The sequence below is a fragment of the Paenibacillus sp. WG02 genome, from assembly GCF_055396115.1.
In genome coordinates this window covers 643,456-663,923 of record NZ_AP036016.1, presented here as the reverse complement: position 1 = coordinate 663,923, position 20,468 = coordinate 643,456, and the positions used below count along the sequence as shown (strand labels likewise).

The following is a 20,468-nucleotide window of genomic DNA, read 5'->3' as shown; positions in this document are numbered from 1 at the left end:
TGTGTGCTAATCCATATGTTTGAGCTTGGGGAGGGAATTGGATATAGGGCTCCAACCGCCCATATCCACTTTCTCCATGATCATCTTCTTTTCTCTGCAGACCGATTTTGGAGGCTGTCGCAGAGCTAACGAACCGTGAACACGCTATTGTCCTCATAATGCGCGTACTCGAATCCTAACGAATCGCAGCCTCGTTACGTTGGCGAAAAAGCGTGATTTGGGGCTGTCTTTCCTGCAATAGCGTTTTCTCGATTCGTTAGAATATCAAAAGCCCCTTTGGAGCTTCATAACGTTTTCTGAGTTCGTTAGCGTTTGTCCACAATGAATCGATTGCCGACTTTGCACAATTGCGGAAGTTTTTGAATGGCCACCTTATAAAGGGGATACCCTTAAGCTCTACCTCGAAACTTATACTTTCTGTTATGTGCACAAAAGAACGATGCGCTAGCGCAGCATCGTTCCCATACGCCGCGCCGCCTCCACAATGAGCGGCGCCTGCTCTTGCATCAGCTCCAGCGTGAGCCGGTTCGCTGGACCCGAGACCGCGAGGGCGGCCACAAGCCGGCCGCCGCGGTCCAGAACCGGTGCGGACACAGCCGCCGCTCCGGGTTCGCGCTCTTCGACGCTCGTGGCGAAGCCAGCGCGTCGGGTGTCGCTGAGCTGCTGCAGGAACGCAAGCGTATCTAGCCCCGTCGGCCAATCGGCCGAGGCTAGAAGCTGCTCCTGCAGCGCTGGCTCAGCGAAGGCGACGAGCACCTTGCTCGAGGCGCCGACGTACAAAGGCATTCGCGCCCCGACAGGGGCAACGCGGCGAATGGCATGGTTGCTCTGGACGGCTTGGACGCGTACGCGCTCAAGGCCGTCCTGCACGTACAGCGAGATCGTCTCGCCGAGCTGATCACGCAGCCGTTCCATTTCCGGCAGAAGAATGACGCCGGGATCCCCCTCTTTGGAAAGGTTAGCGGACAACTCCCATAGCCGATAACCGAGTCTGTATTTATCCGTCGAGCCATCGCGCATGATGAATCCTTTGCCTTCTAGGGAAGCTAGAAGACGGTGTACCGTGCTTTTGTGAAGCTGGGCACGACTTGCAATTTCGGTCAGCGTCAATTCTGACGCCCCAGTGAAACAAAGCATAATATCTAAAGCGCGCTCAACGGCGCGCACGGTCAGCTTGCCATCTTCCATCATTTTCACCACTTTCATCCGTGAAAAAAGTTTCACTATATGAAACTCAGTTATATTCAGTATAGCGAATCTCTTTTAACCCGTAAAGGAGAGACTTTGATCTTGAGCTAAGATCCCTATAGGAGGAGAGACTTTGGTCAAGACCAAAGATCCCTATACATCTGTTTTCTCATTGTTACAGAACGATTACAAAGGGCTTACAATTAGCGCATTCTCATTGACTTGAAAGCGCATTCAGAATACTATTAAGTTAATGGAATACTTATCTGAATATTTAAATAATTCATTCTCCCTTTAACCTCTAACCCGCAGAAGCATAATCATACTATTTTATTTGAGGGAGGGTACTACGATGTCAACAACATCTCTAACCCCTGGAACTGGTTCACTACAACCCACACTAGAGCAAGTGGTCACCCGACCGCTTTTGCGCAAAAAAAGGCTGGTTTTCACCATCCTCATTTCATTTCTAATCCTATGCACTTCTTTGCTTCTTGGTTTTCACGCCTATATTGCTTGGACACTGGCTCGGCCGCATATTGACCCGCTTCATTCGGATCCGATGAAGGCCGTGGGTCTTTCTTACAACAATGTGACTTTCCCTAGTCTGAATGGTACATCAAACCTAGACGGTTGGTTCATACCTGGTAATTCCGATAAAACGGTTATCTTCTCCCATGGTTACGGCGGCAATCGCGAAGAACTTTGGGTTCCCATTTACAGCTTAGCCCGCGAACTTCATTTGCAAAGCTACAATGTACTCATGTTCGATTATGGCTATGTACACCCTAACAGTAAGCGAATCATGACTGGCGGCATTCAGGAATCGCAAGAACTGCTTGGCGCCATCCATTATATCAAGCAGATTTCCAGCGGTCCTATCTATATTTGGGGCTTCTCTATGGGAGCAGGAACAGCACTGCAGACTGCTCTTCAAAGTGGCAACGATATTTCGGGGATGATTCTGGACAGCACTTTTTTGCTCAACCCAGACACACTCTATCATAATATGAAGCAAGTCGTTAACGTGCCGAAATTCCCATCTCTACCGCTTGTACGCTTATTCTTCCCTTTGCTCAATGGCGTTAGCTTGCAAGAAGTCCCTTACAACAAAGTAACCTCAACAGCTTATCCGATGCCGATTTTCTTCATCCATGGTACGGAAGATTACAAAGCACCCTATGGCATGGTAGAAGATATGTTCAAGCAGCAAAAGGACTCCGAATCCAAGCTATGGATTATCCCAAAAGCGCAGCATGAGTTGCTGTACCGAGCAGAGCCCAAGACGTATATGCGTCGAACGATGAATTTCCTTAACGGTATCTCAACTACTCCTATGCAAGTTAACCCAGGTATTCCCTCCTCCCTATAAAATCGGCCCCTCGCGGGTCGATATTTTTTTGCCTCTAATCAACAATTCAGCGGTACCTGACTGGGTCTACAAACAACATCATGCAAAAAGTGCAGCAAATCATCGTCTATTCTTCATTTCGAGGCAACAAAGATGCATTTTGTACATTAAATGCTCTTCTGTCAAGAAAGTGGACACTCCTAATTTTCAGGCAGTGCGTCTATAGTACTGCTGCTCAAAGCGAAGAGGGGACACATAGCCTAGCGTACTGTTGGATCTTTTTCGGTTGTAAAATAACTCTAGGTAACGATACAACTTCTCATAGGCTTCCTGCTTTGTTTTGAATGTCGGGGTGCAGTAAATAAGTTCGCGCTTTAAAATGCTATGAAATGCCTCGATACAGGCATTATCATAGCAGTTCCCTTTACGACTCATGCTAGCTCTCATTCGATAGGTTTTGAGCTGTTTACGGTAGTCACTGGACGCGTACTGAGCGCCACGATCAGAATGATGAATAAGCCCCTCCTTGGGCTTCTTAGCGTGATAAGCTTGTTTTAATGCGTCTAGCACGAGGTCTGTCGTCATGCTGTCGCTGAGCTTCCAACCTACAATCTGCTTTGTGTACAGATCCATTACGCTTGCTAAGTACAGTTTTCCTTCACGACAGGGAATGTAGGTAATGTCAGCTACCCATTTTTCATTGGGTTTTGTCGCTGAAAAGTCTTGCTCGAGTACATTTGGAGCGATGGGTTCATTGTGTTTCGAATCCGTTGTTGTTACTCTGAATTTCTTTGACATACAAGAGCGAAGGCCTTGTTCACGCATGATCTTGCCGACAGTACGCTCAGATACCCGCAATTCTTCCTTTTTAAGTTCATTCCATATCCTTGGACTTCCGTACCGCTGATCAGAGTCCTTAAAGTGAAACTTAATCCGCTCTGTTAGCATCTCTTTGTGTTTTTGCTGTTCGGATGGTGCTGCCGTACGCCATTTGTAATAGCCGCTCCTGGATACTTTAAGCACGCTGCACATCTTCTCCACTGGAAACTCAGAGCGATGATCTTCAATGAATTGAAACCTTAATTCTTTGGTTTGCTGAAGATGTGCACCGCCTTTTTTACGATAGCCAATTCCTCTTCTACATCAGCTAAACGGCGGTCTTTCTGATTCAGTTCACGTTCTTTTTCTTTCAATAGTTGCTCGAGTTCTCGAACCCGTTCACTTTGATTGACGGATTCGTTTTTAAACTCGCGGTATTTTGCTTTCCAAGCATGTAGCGTTTTGGCAGGTATGTCCAGTTCGAGTGCGATCTCCTCTACAGACTTTGTCTGCTCTTGCAAATACTTTGCTGTTTGACGTCTAAATTCTTCATTAAATGACCTCCGCTGCCCACTCATGTGAACACCTCCTAGTTATGATTATTATCTAATTCTCTTAGTGAGGTGTCCACTTCTTATTCTAGGTGCAAAATACTTGCAATCTAGCCAAAAACGGGCCGGGTTGGTCGATTTAGATGCACTTTTTGCAACTTGTTCTCTTGAAATCGTCGATATAGACTAAATTTGCTGCACTTTTTACATCTTCCATATCTTTGAACAGATCATGGCGAGAATCCCTGCAAATCCTCGCACCTACACGTTTCTAGCTCGTTTCCGCATCGTTTCCCCAAACTAATCCATCTCATAAATCGAGCCGGATTTGCTAGCGAATAATTCGGCGTAGACCTTCTCCGCGTAGGCGTCGGTCATACCGGAAATATAATCCGCGACGAAACGCGGCCAGCTCCAGGTGGCATTACGGCGCTCGTAGCTGTCAATCCAGTCCGGAGGCATGATCCACTGCCCCTTGTCCTTGTCGATGAAGCTGTCCCACAGGCGCTCGACGATGATCTCGCTGCGTTTTTGCAGGCGCAGCACGCGGAAGTCTTTAATCAGCGTGACCCACGCAAGCTTCTTGAGAATTTCCATCGTGCGCAGCAGATTCATATCCTCGGCTCCATCTTTCACGAGTGCAACCTTTTTCCAGCCTCGGTCAGGGTCATCTATAATGTCCAGACTACTCGCGAATGAGCTCACCCAGCGGGCTTTCATCTCTCTGCGCGTACGTGATTCTTCCCCGTTGCACTCTGCGAAAATTTGCTCCCATTGCTCCAGGTAGTCCGACAGAACTTGCCTGACCATTTGCTCGATATTGACTTGCTCCCAGCCGAATTTGTGCTTATTGGGATCATTCAATATTTCCATGACCACATGGCGAATCAGTCTTTGATCCTCAAAAAAGGTTGCGTTCATTTGAATTTTGCCTGCACGAATACCATCTTCAATATCATGGGTGGAGTACGCGATATCGTCGCATAAATCCATCATTTGTGCTTCCAAGGTCGAACAGCCCTCCGGCATATTCCATTGCGAGCGCAGATCTTGAATGATCTCCCATTCCGAAGCGTAGACACCCTTAAGCCGGCCTTCTTCCTCGATTAAAAATGGATACTTATTAATGCCGAGAAGCACCGCGGCTGTAAGGTCTAGACCGCTTTCACTCCCTGCTCTTTTTTCGAGAAACATCAGGATGCGGAAGTTTTGCGCATTGCCTTCATATTTCAAGCCATGATCCCTCATCAGAATATGATTCAGAACCTCTTCCCCTTTATGCCCAAAAGGCGGGTGACCGAAGTCGTGAGCGATCGATGCACACTCGACGACGGTAGGATCAATGATCAAGCCAGGATGCTCTCTTTTACTCAAAAAAGGGTTCGTCCGTTCTAAACGCTTCGCCACTTCTCTGGCGATTTGGGCAACTTCGAGCGAATGGGTCAGACGTGTTCGATAGTAATCACCTGATCCTGCGCCAAACACCTGCGATTTGCCCTGCAGCCGACGAAAGGTCGGAGATTGGATTAACCTCGCATAATCACGCTCAAATTCATCCCGTTCTTCACTCAATTTAGAGGAACCGGCCTCACCTGGCCGATATTTACGTATGTTGTTCATAAGCTTGCCTCCTCTAGTGCTCTTGCCGGACGCCCGGTATCGCTCTTAATTCTTGTATCATATGAGATAACCTCTCTTGAGGCCGAACATCTTAAACTTTCTTATGTGGTAAAATAATACTATATCGTCTACCTCGCAACAAGTCATGACGCGCTTCCTGAACAAAAAAAGGGATGCTGCACAAGACTATTGTCTCCATGCACATCCCTCGTAAGATCTACTTATTTTAACAAAGACAGAAATTCGGTACGAAGTGTAGAGTCCGTGCGGAATGAACCGCGAACGGCTGAGGTAATCGTTTGACTTCCGTATTTCTTCACGCCTCTGGAGCACATACACATATGTTCTCCCTCCACGACAACCATGACGCCGTGCGGCTTCAGCACTTCATCGAGAATGTCGGCAATTTCTGAAGTAATCCGCTCTTGCACCTGCAGCTTACGAGTGACCACATCAACCAGACGAGCAAATTTGCTCAGTCCAGCCACTTTTCCGCTAGGTAAGTACCCTACATGCACTTTCCCAAAAAAGGGTGCCATATGATGCTCGCATTGACTGTAATAGATAATATCCTTAATAATCACGAGCTCTTCGTGCTGTTCATCAAAAGTTACACCCATCACATCGCGCGGATTCGCCTCATAGCCCGAAAATATTTCTTCATACATACGGGTTACACGAGCAGGTGTATCTAACAAACCTTCCCGATCTACATCTTCGCCAATCAGCCGTAAAATCTCGCGGACATGCTGTTCAATCAGCTCCCGATTCTCAGCAACTCTTGTATTTTTGTAGTCAATGGACGCCATCTTTCTATCACTCCTCTTTCTTATCCTCTACCCTATACAAACGGTCAAAACCTTGATACTGTCGCGCAGCGCTTTGCTGTCTTTGTGCGTTTTGGTAAGCAGCAAACCACCCTGTAGAAGGGATACGATCGGGGTCGCCAGCTCCACTGGGGTTAACCCCTGCAGCAGCAGCTCGCCTTGTCTCTTACCTTCCTGCAAACAGGATTCCACCCCAGCCGTAAGCTCACTGAAAAAGCGGCTTAACGGCTTACGCAGCTCCTCAGAACTATCACTCAGCTCCAAGGCCAGATTACCGAAGAAGCAGCCTCTGCGGCATTCATGCTCCTCACAAAACGCAAGCATGTATTCAAACAATGCCAGCACCCGCTGCTTCGGCGATAATTGCGCATTACCCAAGCTAGGCTCCATCACTGAATGCCGCATCTCCTGCACCTTGCGCTCAATAACTTTCAAACCTAACTCTTCTTTACTTTTAAAATGGTAATAAAAATTGCTCTTGCATACTCCGCTGCTCGTCAATATATCTTCCAGACCCGTTCCTTGAAAACCATGATCGTGAAATAAATCCATGGCTGCTTCCATGATGCGGTCTTTGTTGCTAGCCATCGCTTGAGCCACCTCTGAATAGTACTGGTATGTCCTACTTTGAGCTACACTCACATTAGGAGAGACTTTGAGCTACACTCAAAGATCCCTATATTAGATCCCTATAATTATATAGTAGGAAGGGCTCGTGCTGCCACCGTTCGTACGGTTAAACAGCAAAGCCCTTTTTGAAGGGTTATTCGAACCCTACGTATTATTTCCACTTCTGGTTTTTCATCATTTGTTGTGCTTTGTTTAGCTGCTGCTTATTCATGTTGTAGCCCATTTGTTTGGCCATTTTTTGCAGCATTTCCGGATTGTTCTGCATGGATTCCAGCTGTCTTTTTAAATAGAATACGCCGATAAAGAACCCACCTACCAAGCCAACAATTAACGTGAGAATTGGAATCAGATAACTCCACATCATTTATGCCCCCTGCATGTACAAATTGGTATCAATTGCTTGCCCTATCATATCATTTCTGCTCATCTTTTTACAAATGACTAACCCTTAATTACAGAACTTGTTCGATGAAAATGGTCGTATGCTTGGCTAGATCAATTTCTTTGATATCCAGTTCTTTATCCATCCCATTTTGCTTCACGATTCGCACAATCGGACGGCTTGGCAATCCTCTATGCTGCCCGACCACGACGCCCGTCTCCCGATTGGACAAACGGACGGAAGCCCCCGTCGGATAGATCGAGACGATTTTCAGAAATTGGATCAAAACATCGCGATCAAGCTTGGTCTCCGCTAGCGCCATCATATGCTCGCAAGCCTCATGCGGCAGCATGCGGCGCCCTAAGGAGACATCAAAGAGCAGATTATCGTACATATTCGCGACGGCCGTAATCTTCGCATAAATATGAATCTCTTCACTCATAAGTCCTCTCGGAATCCCCTGGCCGTTAAGCATCTCATGATGCTGGAAGGCTACATGGGCGATGAGCAGGCTGAATTCACGCTTGTTCTTCAGAAGCTCGAAGCCGCGCCAAGTATGATGCCTCTTCATGTCGGGCGATTCATCATCGCAAACAAGCTCCACCTTACCCACATCATGCAGAAGCGCACCAATAGCGAACTCCTTCAATTGGGTTCCATTAAACCCCATATTAATCCCAATGAGCACGGCCATCATACAGACATTCGTTGCATGGACATACATTTCGTTATCTTGTGTACGAATATCCGTCAACTGCACGAGTACATCACGATTTTTCATGATCTCATCGAGCAGTGTATTAATCGAAATACTCATAGCACGCGAGTTAAATTCCTTACCAGACTGGATAGCCGCGAACGTTTGACCCATTTGCTGCATAACGATACGTTTGGTTTCATCCGAAAGGATTTCCGGGATTTCTACATCCTCTAGGTTCGGGTCTTTGATGTAAATCATTGTGACTCCGATTCGGTTAAGCGTGTTAATCATAAACACCGTTAAATGCACATCTTCTGATAGCAAAATTGCTCCATTGCTGGCAAATATCGTTCGGCCCAAAATTTGACCCGGCTCAACGGAATCCAAATGCACATATTTCATAGGATTCACTCCACGTTTTATTTATTAGTTATTACCGTATTCGGGCTTCGTTCCAAATCAAGCAAGCGCACTTTTATGGGGAGACCTCCGCCGTAGCCAACAAGGTCGCCACTAGCTCCAATGATGCGATGACAAGGGATAATGACGGGAATTGGGTTTTTATTGTTAGCTCCACCAACCGCTCGGACGGCTTTCGGTGAGCCAATGGCTTCTGCAATATGTTTATAAGAAGCTGTCTCTCCATATGGAATAGAAAGCAGCGCTGTCCAGACTTGTTTTTGGAAATCAGTTCCATGTAAATCCAGTTCACCCTCAAAGCTTACACGTTCTCTTCTAAAATACTGCTCCAACTGCTGCACAACCGTTTCGAGCTGTGAGGCATCCTCTTGCAGCTCATGCCTGCCAAACCAGCGGTCAGCCCATTGCTGAAGCTTCTCTCGGTTCTGTTCATAGGTGCCGAAATCGACCTTGCAGAGTCCCTGTAAGGTCGATATAAGAACAAGCGGACCTATTGGAGAGGTAACCTCCGTATAGGAAAGGACGGTCGCAGCTTGTGTCTGTTTCTGTGTCATATCTGCTCTTTCTCCCCCATATCAGCTGTAGAATGGCTAATTACGTCGAGCGCCTTCTCGATATCCAGCATAACTGCGGGTTCCTGCTCGGCTGCTCGGGCTTTATCAAGGGCGGCAGCTGCGTCTTCGCCGCCAATCCGCCCTAGCGCCCACGCTGCCGTAGCCCTGATCTCAGGACGCGGATCGGCCAGGAGCAGCTCTTTGAGGACGGGTACAGCTGTCTTGTCCTTGAAATTTCCAAGCGCGATAATGGCATTGCGCTGGATCGGTTTCTTGCCTCTCCAGGACGCTGCAATGCGCCCGTACTGTTCCTTGAAATCCTTGTTCGACATGGTCAGCAAGGGGATTAATAGAGGCTTGACCTTCTCGGGGTCAGGCTCGAGCTCTGGATGATGCGTCCAGTTCATCCCCTTGTTCTTCGGGCAGACGATCTGGCAGGTGTCACAGCCGTAGAGACGGTTGCCGATTTTGAGCTTAAACTCATCCTCGACATAGCCTTTGGTCTGCGTGATGAAGGAGATGCAGCGGCTTGAGTTCAGCTGTCCTGGTCCCACCAGCGCTCCCGTGGGACAAGCATCGATACAAATCGTGCAGTCCCCACACTGATCCATAATAGATGTATCGGATGTAAACGGTATATTCGTGATCATTTCGCCTAAATAAACCCACGATCCCCACTCGGGGGTGATGACGGCGCAGTTTTTGCCGGTCCAGCCGATCCCGGCCCGCTCGGCTACGGCCCGGTCGACCAGTGCGCCTGTGTCGACCATGCTTTGCAGTCTCGCATCAGGCACGCGCTGCGCGATGAAAGCCTCCAGCTTCGCGAGCCGATCGCGAAGCACGTCGTGGTAGTCGCTCCCCCACGAGGAGCGCGAAATAATCCCCCGATACGCCCCTGGCTCGGATCGGGGAGGGTTCGGCAGCTTCGACGGGTACGCAACAGCGATGGAAATGATCGACTGCGGCGCGTCGAAGCTTAAGCTTGGATGCACCCGCTTCTCGATATCCGGCTCCTCGAAGCCGGATTCAAACCCCTTCTCCCTATGGCGGAGAAGGATCTCTTTCAGTTCTGTGAACGGCTCCGCTGACGTGAAGCCGATTTTATCAATACCAAGGGACGGCGCGGCTTCCACGATCTCTTGTTGTAGCCTGCGCCAATCCGCATCTGTTCCTGCTGCTATGGAAACCGCCAACCCTCTCACCTCTCTCTTCTTTCGCGTCCGTTCGGTTTAAAGCTTTGCGGCCATCGCGAATGGCCACAGCACATACTCGGCCCGTCCTTGGATCTGGCCGATAGGAACAGCCCCGAACCTGCGGCTGTCGCCACTTGCCGCCGCATGGCGGTTATCGCCCATCACGAAGACGTGGCCTTGCCCGACGCGTGTCGGTCCAAAGTCTCCGTCCTCGATGAGCGAGTCCGTATACGGCTCCTCCATCTTGTCGCCGTTGATATACAAATATCCGGCTCGGCCCTGCACCTCGTCGCCGGCAATTGCGACAATCCTTTTAACCAAGAAAGGATGCTGCACCGTGACAAACACCTCAGACTCTTTGAGAATGACAATCTCTCCGCGTTTTGGCGCCTTCAGGTACGTAATGGCTTTGTTCACGAACAACCACTCCCCTTCCTGCAAGGTCGGCTGCATCGAGTGACCTCGTACCGTGGAAAGATTGAATCCGAATTGGTGTACGAGAATAACGACAAGAAGAGCTACAAGAATGGATTTCGTCCAATCCCATAGCTCATGGGTTAGGCTTTTAGCCTCATGATAGTTCTTAGGCTGAGAAGCTGTTTTATTCGATTCACTGCGTCCTACAAAGAAGCTCATTTATGCTCCTCCGTTCTTATACTTTTCCCACTGCTCGTAATAATACATGACCATATCATCTTGAAACGGCGGCTTGTCAGCGTTCACCAGCGCAAGCAAAGCTGCAAGACCGTCCTTCACCTTCGTTTCCACAAGCGAAGAATAGTGATAATTCAGTTTATGGCGTTCATATTCATCTTGATCTACGATATGCACGGAACGATCCGGCATCCGAATAACATCAAGATCGTAGTCAATATAAGTCAGTACTTGCTGGGTCACATACAGTGGTGACGCGACATTGCAGTAGTATCTAACACCTGTTTCTTCTATAAGTGCAACAATATTAAACCACATTTTGGGAATAAAAAAGGATACCCCTGGAATTCGGCTAACCCATTCCTTGCCGTCCGCTTCCTGAATCTTGGTCTGGCTGTTAATAAACACCATCATTTCTTGCTGCTGATGATCGGCATGCAGGATGTGCTGCGGTACTCGCCAATTCGTTAGCCACATCCGGTGAAGATGTCCATCATGTTTGAAGCTTTTTATCACATACGGCGCGAAGTTATCCATGTCCAAAGCTCCTCTATTCATTGCTGCCGAAAAGTTCCCATATTATATAGAAAAGCATATCTGACCCCCAATTGCAATGGCGGCACAGATATGCTTCCCTCGTTCCAAATCTATTCATTTCATGGACATCCGAACGATCAGTTAAACACTGACTTTCTTCACAATGCTAAGACGATGTGCGGTACGGGAAAAGTCCGATGTGCTGTAACCAACAGACTCGTACACAGGCAGCACCATTTCATTATGGACATCCACCGTCACCATAATCTTCTTCACGTTCCGTTGAAGGAACCTTTGCTTCATTGCTTCGATCAAAGCTTTACCGATACCTTTACGTTGATACTCTGTTGCAACTGCGATCCGATAGTAGTAGCCATTGTTGTTATCAATCGTACCGATAATCAGGCCTACAACTTCCTCTTCTTCTTGAGCAATTAAAACAAGCTCTGTATCCCATGATAGCTGACGTGCAAATGCTTCAATCGTCTCCTCATAGCAGGTTTCCGATAAAACATCCTGCAGAAGTGTCTTCACCGAAGAGGTATCACCAAGCTGAAATGAACGAACGTGCATACGGTTCTCTCCCAATTCCACATTAGATTGTTAGGATCAATTTTCTGGTAAAGTAGTAAATACGACAAAAAAGTCCGGAATCCTGCTAAAAATGTGTTAAAATTCACAAAAAACTTTGTTTTTTTCGTTTTTTCTCTTGAAAGCGCTTAAATGCAAGCGTTTTCACCAAATTTTTTCAAATATTTAACTATTATTTGGTTTAAAAGATATTATCTCATGTATAAAAATCGTGATAACGTCGGATTTTATAGAAGGATGTGCAAAGAACGGGAGGTGAATTCATGTCAAACAATGAAGAGATCGGTGACTCATACCCACGAAAAATACGTGATTTTCAGGTACTGAGCTCCATAAAACCTAGCGAATGGACGGAGATCGAACTTCGATACAATCACAGTGCCATGAGCGATTTATCTCCTTGGCTCAATGAACAAGGAACCCATATTCACAGTCAAATCATCCAAGAAATTGAGCGCCGTGGTGTCTGACTTAGTAAACATACATGTTGCTTTATTATCGAAATTCCTTCATAATGAAGTTGAAACTACATAATTTTAGGAGGTATTTATACAATGGCACATCAATTACCAGCTCTTCCGTACGCGAACAACGCACTTGAGCCACACATCGATGCAAAAACAATGGAAATTCACCACGATCGTCACCATAACGCCTATGTTACCAACCTGAATGCAGCTCTGGACAAACACCCTGCTCTGCATGACAAATCCTTAAACGACCTGATCGCTGACCTGAACAGCCTTCCTGAAGATATCCGTACAGCCGTTCGCAACAATGGTGGCGGACACGCAAACCACTCCCTGTTCTGGGAAACAATCGGACCAGAAGCTGGCGGAGCACCTACTGGCGCTTTAGCAGCAGCTATCGAGAGCGAGCTTGGCGGCTTTGACAAATTCAAAGCAGACTTCGCTGCAGCAGCTACAACACGTTTTGGCTCTGGCTGGGCTTTCCTAGCTGTTGACAAAGCTGGCAAATTGAAAGTATACAGCTTGCCTAACCAAGACAGCCCGATCATGGAAGGCGAAACGCCAGTCCTTGGTCTTGACGTTTGGGAGCATGCTTACTACCTGAACTACCAAAACAAACGCCCTGACTACATCGCGGCTTTCTGGAACGTTGTGAACTGGAACGAAGTTGGCAAACGTTACGACGCTGCGAAGTAATATCTGTGCATAGAGAAAGCGACCCTGCGGGGCAATGTCATTAAGTTAGCTCAAAGACAAAACCGGGAATAAAAATGAAATTCGAAACGGCATGGGAAAAAAACCTGTGCCGTTTGTTTTTTTGGTGCCAGCAAGGAAAAAAGCGTACAGCAAACAAAGCGGATGGAATATCCGCTTAAAAAATGTTCAAGTGAACCGAATTATGCTACTCTGTAGACGAAGCTAACAGCTGATTTATAGCGGATTTTGCGCGTATTCTGCTGCCCTTTGCGAACGGGTCGAATCGGCAAAATGTTTTTGCGAATCAGTGCTTCAACATCAGGCAGGGGTTCATCACCTCTTGAGCGCAGGAAATGTCTACAAACGTGAACGGCGACCGTGAAGTTAACTTGGTATTGGTGCCGTTTATCCATTTGGGAAATGACGACGTGCGAGGTCATCATTTCAGCGAAATTGTACATAATCATTCTTGCGAAAATCTCTTGGATGATGGACTCTCGTCTCTTCGCGTGAAAACTCGTCAGACCGACAGTGTATTTTAATGCTCTAAAAGAGGTTTCAATGCCCCAACGCATGTTATAAATGGACCCCAGTTCCTCGGGTGGGAAATCATCGGCAGAAAGATTCGTAATGACGGTTTCATAAGCTCCACTCGGCAGGACGAAACGAACAACCCGAAAGGAAATCGGGTGAAAAAAGTTCTCATGCAAATCTAAAAAATCAAAGGTAGACGAGGAAGGGACGTACTTGTAAATCTCGGGATGAGCCTTGACCGCTTTTGTTTGTTTTTTGGTGAGTGTCAGATGAAAGTTTCGATCAAATTCTCCGCCAGAGGGCAAACACAAGCCCGAAAGAATACCACTCGAATCCAAATCCTTTACCCGTATGACATAGTTCCATCCTTTGCGTTCAATATGCGCGAAATTGTTGTAACTTTCATAACCTCGATCGGCAATAACAATGGTTTTGCCCTTGATGGGGGAACGGTCGACCATAGTAGCCAGCGCCCTTCCCTCGTTACGCAACCTTCGCGGCTGAACATTGGCATCTACGTACAGTCTGTTGCAGAGGTCATAGGCTGCGTTCAAATGCAGAAGGTTGTAGCCTTTCGTGTTGGGTTGGCTTTGAAAGTAGGTGTCTGTGTCCGCAGGGTCCGTTGCGATATGCAAATCCGAACCATCAATGGCAATTAATCGATACCCTCGGTAGTCCTTGATATCCGTATGCGATTGCGTAAATTTGTGAAACAAGCATTCCACAGCAGACGGCAGGATTTTATTTCTCTGCTGGACAAAAGCAGAAGTGGTTGCGGTATTTACGTCATAGCCTTGTGATTCCAAGATCTCCTTGTATAAGCTGTTGCCACCCATGGAGATCAGGAGTCTGCATGACCGTTTCAAAGGGAAGCTTTTTCTTTCGGGTAAAATCTTTTTCAGGGTTTTGGACATAAGGTGCAGGTAGCGCTGACATTTCTCGTATGAGGGATGTCAGCGTTTGTTTTAGCGAATTTGCGTACTCATTCATTGGCGTAACCTCCTCGTTTTTCAAGGGGCTTCGCCACACATTTATACCTACTTGTCAAGTCTTATTTCTCTTTTTCGTGCAAAAAAAAGAGCGGGCTATCTTTTTCGATAACCTGCTCTTTTTCTTGATATTTGGACCTGCGCCTTAACTAAATGACATTGCCCTGCGGGGTCGCTTTTTTTTAATGATACCAACACTATTCGCATTAGTGTGGCCAAACATTCATGAGTTATTGAGTTCGTAGCATAAACTGGACATACATAGGCTGTGGTTTTGGAATTTCCATTGGAGTAAATCCAATTAAACACCTATTTAGGCTTTGGATATCCGACTTTCATTGGAGGAAATCCAATAGAATCCAAGATTTTCCATGAAAATTAACTTTCAGGGGCAGAACGATTGGAAAGTATCCAATGGTAGATGTTATTGTTAGGCCTAATGGGAAAGACATTGGATAAAATCCAATGGTTTATGTAAACGTGAGGCTGCCAAGCAACAATTAAGCGCGAAAACCGCGCTTTCAGCGAGAGCTCAGTGAGCTGAAGCTCGTCGACAGTGTCGGAGAGGTCACAAAAAAAGCGACCCCGGGGGGTCGTTTTTGATTGACTGTATTTATTAACAAGTGACGATTATTGAGGCGCCTTGGTTTGAAGCAGCTTTAATCCCATCCCAATAAAGATAATGCCCGTTATTTTGTTTAAAACCGTGCCGATCTTCGCACTTCCTCTTACTTTTTTGGTTATGTACGAAGAGAAATAGGCAATAAAGAGACACCATAGCAATCCAGTGAACGTAAACGTAAGCCCCAGAATAATAAATGGGATAGGCCCTGAAGCCTTTTTGTCAATAAATTGCGGGAGAAAGGCAATGAAAAATAAAGAAACTTTTGGGTTCGTTAGACTGGTCAAAAGCCCTTGTGTGTATATTTTGCTTATATTTTGTTTATTAGACTCCGAAGCAGCACTAAAGTTTACATTTGTTTTATCAAGTAACATTTTGATTCCAAGATAAACCAAATAGATGACTCCAACTATTTTTATGATATTGAATAGGAGAAGTGACTTCGTAAGTATGATCGATAGACCAAAAGCAACTAATAGGGTATGGATTAAAGAGCCACTGATAATCCCATAAACCGAGTAAATCCCCGCATTTCTCCCTTGGGAAATACTTCTTCCCATCACGTACATGGTGTCTGCACCAGGAATAAGATTCAGGAGAATTCCTGTAAGCAAAAACACCTCATAATTAACTATTCCATACATATTGGCACCCCCATCTTTTTTTAGTTCTTATCATATTAATGCAAGTTTTATAAATAGAACAGACTTTTTTTCAAATACCGCTACGGATAATTCTTTTTGAATCCCTCATTCAATAGACCTTCCCGGACATCATGCGCTGGAAGTTCTTTACGCAAACACCGGAAAGCTGTACGATAGAGACATAGTCTAGTTGTTCCGTAGGCAACGTCGCGATATCACCTCTAGGCTTCTTTATTCCCTGAATTACAGATGAATTCGCGATTGTAGAAATCGGTGAAACGCTGGTCTTTTAATATGGCCGAAATGAGAGGAATGCCTGGTGAAAACAATTGTATCTTTACTCCAAAATGTCCCCTTATTTCAAGAGCTTTCAGAAGAAGATTTACAGGCAATCGCCCCTTTATTCACAGAAAAAAAAGCAAAAAAGGGCGGAATTCTTTTTCTCGAGGGTGATGAAGGTGATGAATTATTTCTAATTAAATCAGGTGTTGTGAAAATATATCGCTTGGATGAAGCCAAGGAAATTATTCTTGCTTTGTTTCGTGATGGGGATTTTTTCGGAGAAATGTCCTTGATAGGCAGTGGTCATACTCGATCAGCAACCGCCGAAACGATGGAAACTTGCACACTTTATGTCCTTAAACGTACGGTATTCGCTCAGTTCATGGAGAAGAGCCCTAAGCTATGCTTAAAGCTGCTAGAAACAACGATGGGACGACTGCGTCGGGCCAATGATCAAATCTACGACCTTACGTTCTTAGGGGTTCGCTCTCGAATCTTAAAGACCATTATCCGTCTATCCGAGCAGCATGGTGTACCTACGCCGGAGGGTCTTCTGATTAATGTAAAACTAACACATCAGCAGCTGGCTAATATGGTTGGCACTGTGCGAGAGTCCGTAACCAAGGTGCTGCAAGAGCTCCTCGATGACGAATTTATACAAATTGATAAAAAGTTAATCACATTAAGAAACGTGGATGCCATTAAGGGCGAAATTCGATAAAGGTCTATATAAAAAGAGAAAAACAGAAGAGTTACTCCTCGTTTCTCTCCTGCCACTCTCTCATAATCCGTATAAAAACGTTCGGAAAAGCGTATTGATCAAGTTCGTCCGGGCCTACCCAGCGATAATGAAAAGGGATCCATTCTCCCCCAGTACTAGGACGATTAGCGTCGCTTAGCTTGGCGCGGTATACTTTCATTTTCCAAACGATATGGCTGAAAATATGTTCTGTATCCATGAACCACTCGTCAGGCTCAATACCGATTTGCTCCTGATCCATAAGGGCTTGACGGAGCTCGCTCCTATTATCCTCATCCGAATGCCATCCCTCAGACTTCCAGGCCACATGCGGCAGCTCCCACATACGAGCGAGCAACCCCTCTTGCGGACGCTGCCTGATCAACCATTTTCCTTCGTTCTCACCCGTACCTTCTATCAAAGCCACTGCACGCAATTCTGGACGCGGAGGTTTGGCTTTCTTTTTGATAGGCAGGCCCTCTTCCATACCAGCTTCACGTGCGCTGCAATGCGCCATAACAGGGCACGTCAAACAGTGCGGTGAACGAGGCGTACATACCATAGCCCCAAGCTCCATCAAGGCTTGATTGAAATCACTTGCCGTACCTTCTAGGATGAGCTCGCGTGCCAGCTTCTCCATCATGGTCCGAGTTGCGGGCTTCATAATATCTTCTTCAATTAAAAAATAGCGCGACAGTACTCGCATGACATTGCCATCTACAGCGGGTTCAGGTTTGTTATAAGCGATGCTGAGGATCGCTCCTGATGTGTAGGGGCCGACGCCTTTGAGCGAGGAAATTTCCTCTTTATTTTGGGGGACGATACCGTCATAGCGCTCGTGAACTTCTCTAACTGCCGTTTGCAGGTTTCTTGCGCGCGAGTAATAGCCGAGCCCTTCCCAAGCTTTGAGCACGTTCTCCTCTGGCGCCGTAGCCAATGCCTCAACCGTTGGAAATTGATCGACGAAGCGATGGAAATACGGAATCACCGTATCCACCCGCGTTTGCTGCAGCATGACTTCGGAAATCCATATATAATAAGGGTTTTTGCTTCTTCGCCATGGTAAATCTCGTTTATGGGTTTGGTACCAATCCAATAGATTTTTGGAAAAATAAACCTTCTGTTCTTCGCTGTACATGAGCTCTCCTTCTCTATGGGACACGTTCCAGTTATAATGAATGAATGGACATGTTTCCATTATACGAGAAGTGTGGAACATAAAACTAGAGGTGAATGTATGCAAAACTCAAAACAAAAGGATTTGGCAAATACGAATCAGCAGGACTTGGAAAATAAGAGAAAAGCTTGGATCGGTCAAGCTAACGCATTAATCCCGCTTCTGTTCATTTGGGGCGCGGAATGGATATTCAGCGCGCTTGTTGATGTTGCTATCTATTGGCGCGACTTGGATTGGTTGAAGCAGGCGGCATTTATCACAGCGGTTGTGGCCAGCTTGATTCAGATATGGAGCCTGCGTAAGGAGTTCAGGGCCGAATCAGGTGAAGGCGCGCATGAAAGATCAAGCTGGCTCTCTTGCACAGGCAGGAGCAAGGTCAAGTGAGCGCAGTGGCTGGGGGCATCCAGCGCTGCTAGTGCTGCCTGGAGCGATGCTCGTTGCAACCGTTGCTCTGCTCGAGGCCATTGGCGCTGTAAGCCCACTTTTCGCACCCGTGCTGCGAGCGTTCATTCTCGCCATCGGTTTCGTGCAGGTCGGACTTCTGCTAGGCAGACCTCTTGTTTACCTTGGCTTGTGGCTGTTCGCCTTGTCTGCGCTGATGGGCGTGTGGTACTTAGGTTACTCCGGTGTTGTGCTTGAAGGAATGGGCGGCATCAGCCTTATTCTAAGCGGGTATATGCTGCGTGTTTGGGGACGGTAATTGGAAAGAGGATAAGCACGAAGTTCCTGAGTACATATGTCCCTAGAAATTAGCATAAGTTCATTGGTCCCGAAGTCCCATTACATCAGCTTAAAGCTATCTCATGGATTCAAGCTAAGCTAGCAGGCCTACCACCTTTTGCTGCAAAAGTAGCTCGTGTCGGAGTTTATTTACTTGGAGTAGCTTGTCCCGAAGTCCCATTACGTCAGCTTAAAGCTATCTTATGGATTCAAGCTAAGCTAGCAGGCCTATCACCTTTTTGCTGTAAAAGTAGCTCGTGTCGGAGTTTATTTACTTGGAGTAGCTAGCTCTTTGCAACTGACTTTGAGTTTGTTAGGTACATATCTGGACGCGAAATGAGCCGGAATGAGCAGATATGCAGAAAAGATGTAAAAAGTGCAGCAAATTCAGGCTTCACCTCCCTTTTTCAAGGGAGATCATGCAAAAAGTGCATCTAATTTGGCGGGTAGCCTCCATTTTCAGCTATAATGTGGGAATTTGATGCACAAAATGCATGATAACTCTTCAGATCAGAAAAAAAATGATTATTTGATGTACTTTTTGCATCATTCTGTGAAATCTACCGCATGCCTAGTCTATCTCCCTCTGCCAAAGTTTGGTGCTAGCCAACTGGTAGCATAGTGGGACAAGCGGAAGAATCAACCCCAGCATAGGAGGAAGCTCGCTATGGAACAAAACAAAAAGGCTTGCACTCGCGCAAGCCTGAATAAATATCTGACCGGCGCGCTCGTCATCGCGCCGATGGTTCTGGCGCTGGCCGCGTGCGGCGGTGGTACTTCGGGCGGCAGCGCCGCCACGAAGACACCGGCAGCAACCGCGGCAGCCGAGAGCAACCCTGCGTTCGTGAAAGCGCAGGAGCTCTTCACGACGAACAAGTGCATCAGCTGCCACGGTGTAGATCTTGCTGGCAAAGTCGGCCCGAAGACGAATTTGCAAAAGGTCGGCAGCAGACTGAGCAGCGAGCAAATCGCCAATAAGATCAAGAATGGCGGAGGCGGCATGCCTGTCTATAAAACCACGATTTCCGAAGAAGAAATCGCACTACTATCCGACTGGCTCAATTCGAAGAAGTAGTCGCCGATTTAGAGCTTCTCGACAATTGCATAGGCGGCAGCCATCGATTCCGTATGTGTAATGCTAATATGGATGCGGTGGCTGCCTATTAAGCCTGCCCGCAGCAGTGCTGCCTCGTTCACCCGGCATACCGGTTTGCCAAGTTCATCCGGCAGCACCTCGACGTCTTGAAAACCGATTTGCTTGCCGATGCCGCAGCCAATCGCCTTAACAATGGCCTCCTTAGCCGCAAAACGGCCTGAAGCAAACTCAGCAAGACGGCCACGCCGTCTCTGCGCCAATTCCCTCTCCTGAGGCGTTAGAATACGTTCAAGAAACCTTTCGCCCGTAGAACCCTCTAACATTTTGCGAAGCCGTGCAATTTCAACTAAATCCGTTCCGACCCCAATAATCATAGACTCCTGAGCCCCACTTTTCTTGCAACGTTGTGCGTACAATTTACATGATTCCTTGCTTGCGGTCAAGGGGAAGAAGGGCTTGTCTGTGCTTGTCCTTTCCCCAAC

Annotated in this window: 25 protein-coding genes; 7 read left to right on the top strand and 18 right to left on the bottom strand. The window is 46.9% G+C overall.

All coding sequences use genetic code 11. From position 1 onward, the window contains the following. Positions 1–444: 444 nt before the first annotated feature. Positions 445–1,188: an IclR family transcriptional regulator gene (locus ACBP55_RS03045; RefSeq protein WP_029194493.1), complete on the bottom strand. Its 744-nt coding sequence runs from the start codon at positions 1,186–1,188 to the stop codon at positions 445–447. A 352-nt stretch (positions 1,189–1,540) separates the two neighbouring features. Between ACBP55_RS03045 and ACBP55_RS03040 the strand changes: the two genes are divergently transcribed. Further along, positions 1,541–2,560: an alpha/beta hydrolase gene (locus tag ACBP55_RS03040; protein WP_464649675.1), complete on the top strand. Its 1,020-nt coding sequence runs from the start codon at positions 1,541–1,543 to the stop codon at positions 2,558–2,560. Positions 2,561–2,746: 186 nt separating this feature from the next. On the opposite strand, the gene ACBP55_RS03035 is transcribed toward ACBP55_RS03040, so the two are convergent. From ACBP55_RS03035 to ACBP55_RS02980, 12 genes are all read right to left on the bottom strand, one after another. Then, entirely contained in the window at positions 2,747–3,607 is an 861-nt protein-coding gene (locus ACBP55_RS03035; RefSeq protein ID WP_464653214.1) for an IS3 family transposase, read from the bottom strand. A gap of 11 nt (positions 3,608–3,618) precedes the next feature. Further along, complete coding sequence (locus tag ACBP55_RS03030) at positions 3,619–3,936, bottom strand: transposase (RefSeq protein WP_464644440.1); 318 nt, start codon at positions 3,934–3,936, stop codon at positions 3,619–3,621. A gap of 273 nt (positions 3,937–4,209) precedes the next feature. Then, entirely contained in the window at positions 4,210–5,529 is a 1,320-nt protein-coding gene (locus ACBP55_RS03025; protein ID WP_036632511.1) for a deoxyguanosinetriphosphate triphosphohydrolase family protein, read from the bottom strand. 221 nt (positions 5,530–5,750) lie between these two features. Then, positions 5,751–6,338, bottom strand: coding sequence for a GTP cyclohydrolase I FolE (folE, locus tag ACBP55_RS03020; RefSeq protein WP_464649672.1), 588 nt, complete (start codon positions 6,336–6,338; stop codon positions 5,751–5,753). 27 nt (positions 6,339–6,365) lie between these two features. Beyond that, the gene (locus tag ACBP55_RS03015) at positions 6,366–6,944 is read right to left on the bottom strand and encodes a TetR/AcrR family transcriptional regulator (protein ID WP_464649670.1); all 579 of its coding nucleotides are present in this window, start codon (positions 6,942–6,944) and stop codon (positions 6,366–6,368) included. A gap of 193 nt (positions 6,945–7,137) precedes the next feature. Continuing rightward, on the bottom strand, positions 7,138–7,350 hold the full coding sequence (locus tag ACBP55_RS03010; RefSeq protein ID WP_029194497.1) for a YneF family protein: 213 nt from the start codon (positions 7,348–7,350) through the stop codon (positions 7,138–7,140). A gap of 88 nt (positions 7,351–7,438) precedes the next feature. After that, positions 7,439–8,470, bottom strand: a complete 1,032-nt coding sequence (locus ACBP55_RS03005) for an HD-GYP domain-containing protein (protein WP_464649668.1) — start codon at positions 8,468–8,470, stop codon at positions 7,439–7,441. Between the two features lie 17 nt (positions 8,471–8,487). After that, positions 8,488–9,042, bottom strand: coding sequence for a methylated-DNA--[protein]-cysteine S-methyltransferase (locus tag ACBP55_RS03000; RefSeq protein ID WP_464649665.1), 555 nt, complete (start codon positions 9,040–9,042; stop codon positions 8,488–8,490). Beyond that, positions 9,039–10,235, bottom strand: a complete 1,197-nt coding sequence (queG, locus tag ACBP55_RS02995; protein WP_464649663.1) for a tRNA epoxyqueuosine(34) reductase QueG — start codon at positions 10,233–10,235, stop codon at positions 9,039–9,041. The genes ACBP55_RS03000 and queG overlap by 4 nt, the downstream gene beginning before the upstream one ends. A gap of 36 nt (positions 10,236–10,271) precedes the next feature. Beyond that, on the bottom strand, positions 10,272–10,871 hold the full coding sequence (gene lepB / locus ACBP55_RS02990) for a signal peptidase I (RefSeq protein ID WP_464649661.1): 600 nt from the start codon (positions 10,869–10,871) through the stop codon (positions 10,272–10,274). Next, positions 10,872–11,426, bottom strand: coding sequence for a DUF402 domain-containing protein (locus ACBP55_RS02985; protein ID WP_464649659.1), 555 nt, complete (start codon positions 11,424–11,426; stop codon positions 10,872–10,874). Between the two features lie 141 nt (positions 11,427–11,567). Further along, positions 11,568–11,999 carry a GNAT family N-acetyltransferase gene (locus tag ACBP55_RS02980; RefSeq protein WP_029194503.1) on the bottom strand — a complete coding sequence of 144 codons (432 nt, stop codon included), beginning with the start codon at positions 11,997–11,999 and terminating at the stop codon, positions 11,568–11,570. 281 nt (positions 12,000–12,280) lie between these two features. On the opposite strand from ACBP55_RS02980, the gene ACBP55_RS02975 reads away from it, so the two are divergent. Then, positions 12,281–12,487 (top strand): hypothetical protein, encoded by a 207-nt coding sequence (locus tag ACBP55_RS02975; protein WP_036632516.1) that lies wholly within the window; start codon positions 12,281–12,283, stop codon positions 12,485–12,487. A gap of 84 nt (positions 12,488–12,571) precedes the next feature. After that, positions 12,572–13,183: a superoxide dismutase gene (locus tag ACBP55_RS02970; RefSeq protein ID WP_029194504.1), complete on the top strand. Its 612-nt coding sequence runs from the start codon at positions 12,572–12,574 to the stop codon at positions 13,181–13,183. A 200-nt stretch (positions 13,184–13,383) separates the two neighbouring features. Here the strand turns inward: ACBP55_RS02970 and ACBP55_RS02965 are convergent, their stop codons facing one another. The 3 genes from ACBP55_RS02965 to ACBP55_RS02955 form a co-directional block, all read right to left on the bottom strand. Continuing rightward, positions 13,384–14,523, bottom strand: a complete 1,140-nt coding sequence (locus ACBP55_RS02965) for an IS4 family transposase (RefSeq protein WP_464649656.1) — start codon at positions 14,521–14,523, stop codon at positions 13,384–13,386. Continuing rightward, positions 14,504–14,707, bottom strand: coding sequence for a hypothetical protein (locus tag ACBP55_RS02960; RefSeq protein WP_464649654.1), 204 nt, complete (start codon positions 14,705–14,707; stop codon positions 14,504–14,506). Before ACBP55_RS02960 ends, ACBP55_RS02965 begins: the two co-directional genes overlap by 20 nt. 629 nt (positions 14,708–15,336) lie before the next feature. After that, positions 15,337–15,972 (bottom strand): LysE family translocator, encoded by a 636-nt coding sequence (locus ACBP55_RS02955; protein ID WP_029194505.1) that lies wholly within the window; start codon positions 15,970–15,972, stop codon positions 15,337–15,339. A gap of 319 nt (positions 15,973–16,291) precedes the next feature. Between ACBP55_RS02955 and ACBP55_RS02950 the strand changes: the two genes are divergently transcribed. Further along, the gene (locus ACBP55_RS02950; protein WP_464649652.1) at positions 16,292–16,975 is read left to right on the top strand and encodes a Crp/Fnr family transcriptional regulator; all 684 of its coding nucleotides are present in this window, start codon (positions 16,292–16,294) and stop codon (positions 16,973–16,975) included. A gap of 31 nt (positions 16,976–17,006) precedes the next feature. Here ACBP55_RS02950 and mutY read toward each other — a convergent pair whose 3' ends face one another. Next, positions 17,007–18,131 (bottom strand): A/G-specific adenine glycosylase, encoded by a 1,125-nt coding sequence (gene mutY, locus ACBP55_RS02945; protein ID WP_464649650.1) that lies wholly within the window; start codon positions 18,129–18,131, stop codon positions 17,007–17,009. Between the two features lie 99 nt (positions 18,132–18,230). Here mutY and ACBP55_RS02940 point away from each other — a divergent pair, with 99 nt between their 5' ends. The 3 genes from ACBP55_RS02940 to ACBP55_RS02930 all read left to right on the top strand — a co-directional run bounded on the left by ACBP55_RS02940 (position 18,231) and on the right by ACBP55_RS02930 (position 19,965). Further along, entirely contained in the window at positions 18,231–18,554 is a 324-nt protein-coding gene (locus ACBP55_RS02940) for a hypothetical protein (RefSeq protein ID WP_464649648.1), read from the top strand. After that, positions 18,505–18,870, top strand: coding sequence for a hypothetical protein (locus ACBP55_RS02935; protein ID WP_464649646.1), 366 nt, complete (start codon positions 18,505–18,507; stop codon positions 18,868–18,870). The genes ACBP55_RS02940 and ACBP55_RS02935 overlap by 50 nt, the downstream gene beginning before the upstream one ends. Before the next feature lie 687 nt (positions 18,871–19,557). Continuing rightward, positions 19,558–19,965 (top strand): c-type cytochrome, encoded by a 408-nt coding sequence (locus tag ACBP55_RS02930; RefSeq protein WP_464649644.1) that lies wholly within the window; start codon positions 19,558–19,560, stop codon positions 19,963–19,965. An 8-nt stretch (positions 19,966–19,973) separates the two neighbouring features. On the opposite strand, the gene acpS is transcribed toward ACBP55_RS02930, so the two are convergent. Beyond that, positions 19,974–20,360, bottom strand: coding sequence for a holo-ACP synthase (acpS, locus tag ACBP55_RS02925; RefSeq protein WP_268617487.1), 387 nt, complete (start codon positions 20,358–20,360; stop codon positions 19,974–19,976). Positions 20,361–20,468 lie beyond the last annotated feature (108 nt).

Coding starts and splice junctions, on each gene's coding strand:
- ACBP55_RS03045 (WP_029194493.1), bottom strand. CDS start 1,188: ATGGAAGATGGCAAGCTGACCGTGCGCGCCGTTGAGCGCGCTTTAGAT.
- ACBP55_RS03040 (WP_464649675.1), top strand. CDS start 1,541: ATGTCAACAACATCTCTAACCCCTGGAACTGGTTCACTACAACCCACA.
- ACBP55_RS03030 (WP_464644440.1), bottom strand. CDS start 3,936: ATGAGTGGGCAGCGGAGGTCATTTAATGAAGAATTTAGACGTCAAACA.
- ACBP55_RS03025 (WP_036632511.1), bottom strand. CDS start 5,529: ATGAACAACATACGTAAATATCGGCCAGGTGAGGCCGGTTCCTCTAAA.
- folE (WP_464649672.1), bottom strand. CDS start 6,338: ATGGCGTCCATTGACTACAAAAATACAAGAGTTGCTGAGAATCGGGAG.
- ACBP55_RS03015 (WP_464649670.1), bottom strand. CDS start 6,944: ATGGCTAGCAACAAAGACCGCATCATGGAAGCAGCCATGGATTTATTT.
- ACBP55_RS03010 (WP_029194497.1), bottom strand. CDS start 7,350: ATGATGTGGAGTTATCTGATTCCAATTCTCACGTTAATTGTTGGCTTG.
- ACBP55_RS03005 (WP_464649668.1), bottom strand. CDS start 8,470: ATGAAATATGTGCATTTGGATTCCGTTGAGCCGGGTCAAATTTTGGGC.
- ACBP55_RS03000 (WP_464649665.1), bottom strand. CDS start 9,042: ATGACACAGAAACAGACACAAGCTGCGACCGTCCTTTCCTATACGGAG.
- lepB (WP_464649661.1), bottom strand. CDS start 10,871: ATGAGCTTCTTTGTAGGACGCAGTGAATCGAATAAAACAGCTTCTCAG.
- ACBP55_RS02985 (WP_464649659.1), bottom strand. CDS start 11,426: ATGGATAACTTCGCGCCGTATGTGATAAAAAGCTTCAAACATGATGGA.
- ACBP55_RS02980 (WP_029194503.1), bottom strand. CDS start 11,999: ATGCACGTTCGTTCATTTCAGCTTGGTGATACCTCTTCGGTGAAGACA.
- ACBP55_RS02975 (WP_036632516.1), top strand. CDS start 12,281: ATGTCAAACAATGAAGAGATCGGTGACTCATACCCACGAAAAATACGT.
- ACBP55_RS02970 (WP_029194504.1), top strand. CDS start 12,572: ATGGCACATCAATTACCAGCTCTTCCGTACGCGAACAACGCACTTGAG.
- ACBP55_RS02960 (WP_464649654.1), bottom strand. CDS start 14,707: ATGAATGAGTACGCAAATTCGCTAAAACAAACGCTGACATCCCTCATA.
- ACBP55_RS02955 (WP_029194505.1), bottom strand. CDS start 15,972: ATGTATGGAATAGTTAATTATGAGGTGTTTTTGCTTACAGGAATTCTC.
- mutY (WP_464649650.1), bottom strand. CDS start 18,131: ATGTACAGCGAAGAACAGAAGGTTTATTTTTCCAAAAATCTATTGGAT.
- ACBP55_RS02940 (WP_464649648.1), top strand. CDS start 18,231: ATGCAAAACTCAAAACAAAAGGATTTGGCAAATACGAATCAGCAGGAC.
- ACBP55_RS02935 (WP_464649646.1), top strand. CDS start 18,505: ATGAAAGATCAAGCTGGCTCTCTTGCACAGGCAGGAGCAAGGTCAAGT.
- ACBP55_RS02930 (WP_464649644.1), top strand. CDS start 19,558: ATGGAACAAAACAAAAAGGCTTGCACTCGCGCAAGCCTGAATAAATAT.
- acpS (WP_268617487.1), bottom strand. CDS start 20,360: ATGATTATTGGGGTCGGAACGGATTTAGTTGAAATTGCACGGCTTCGC.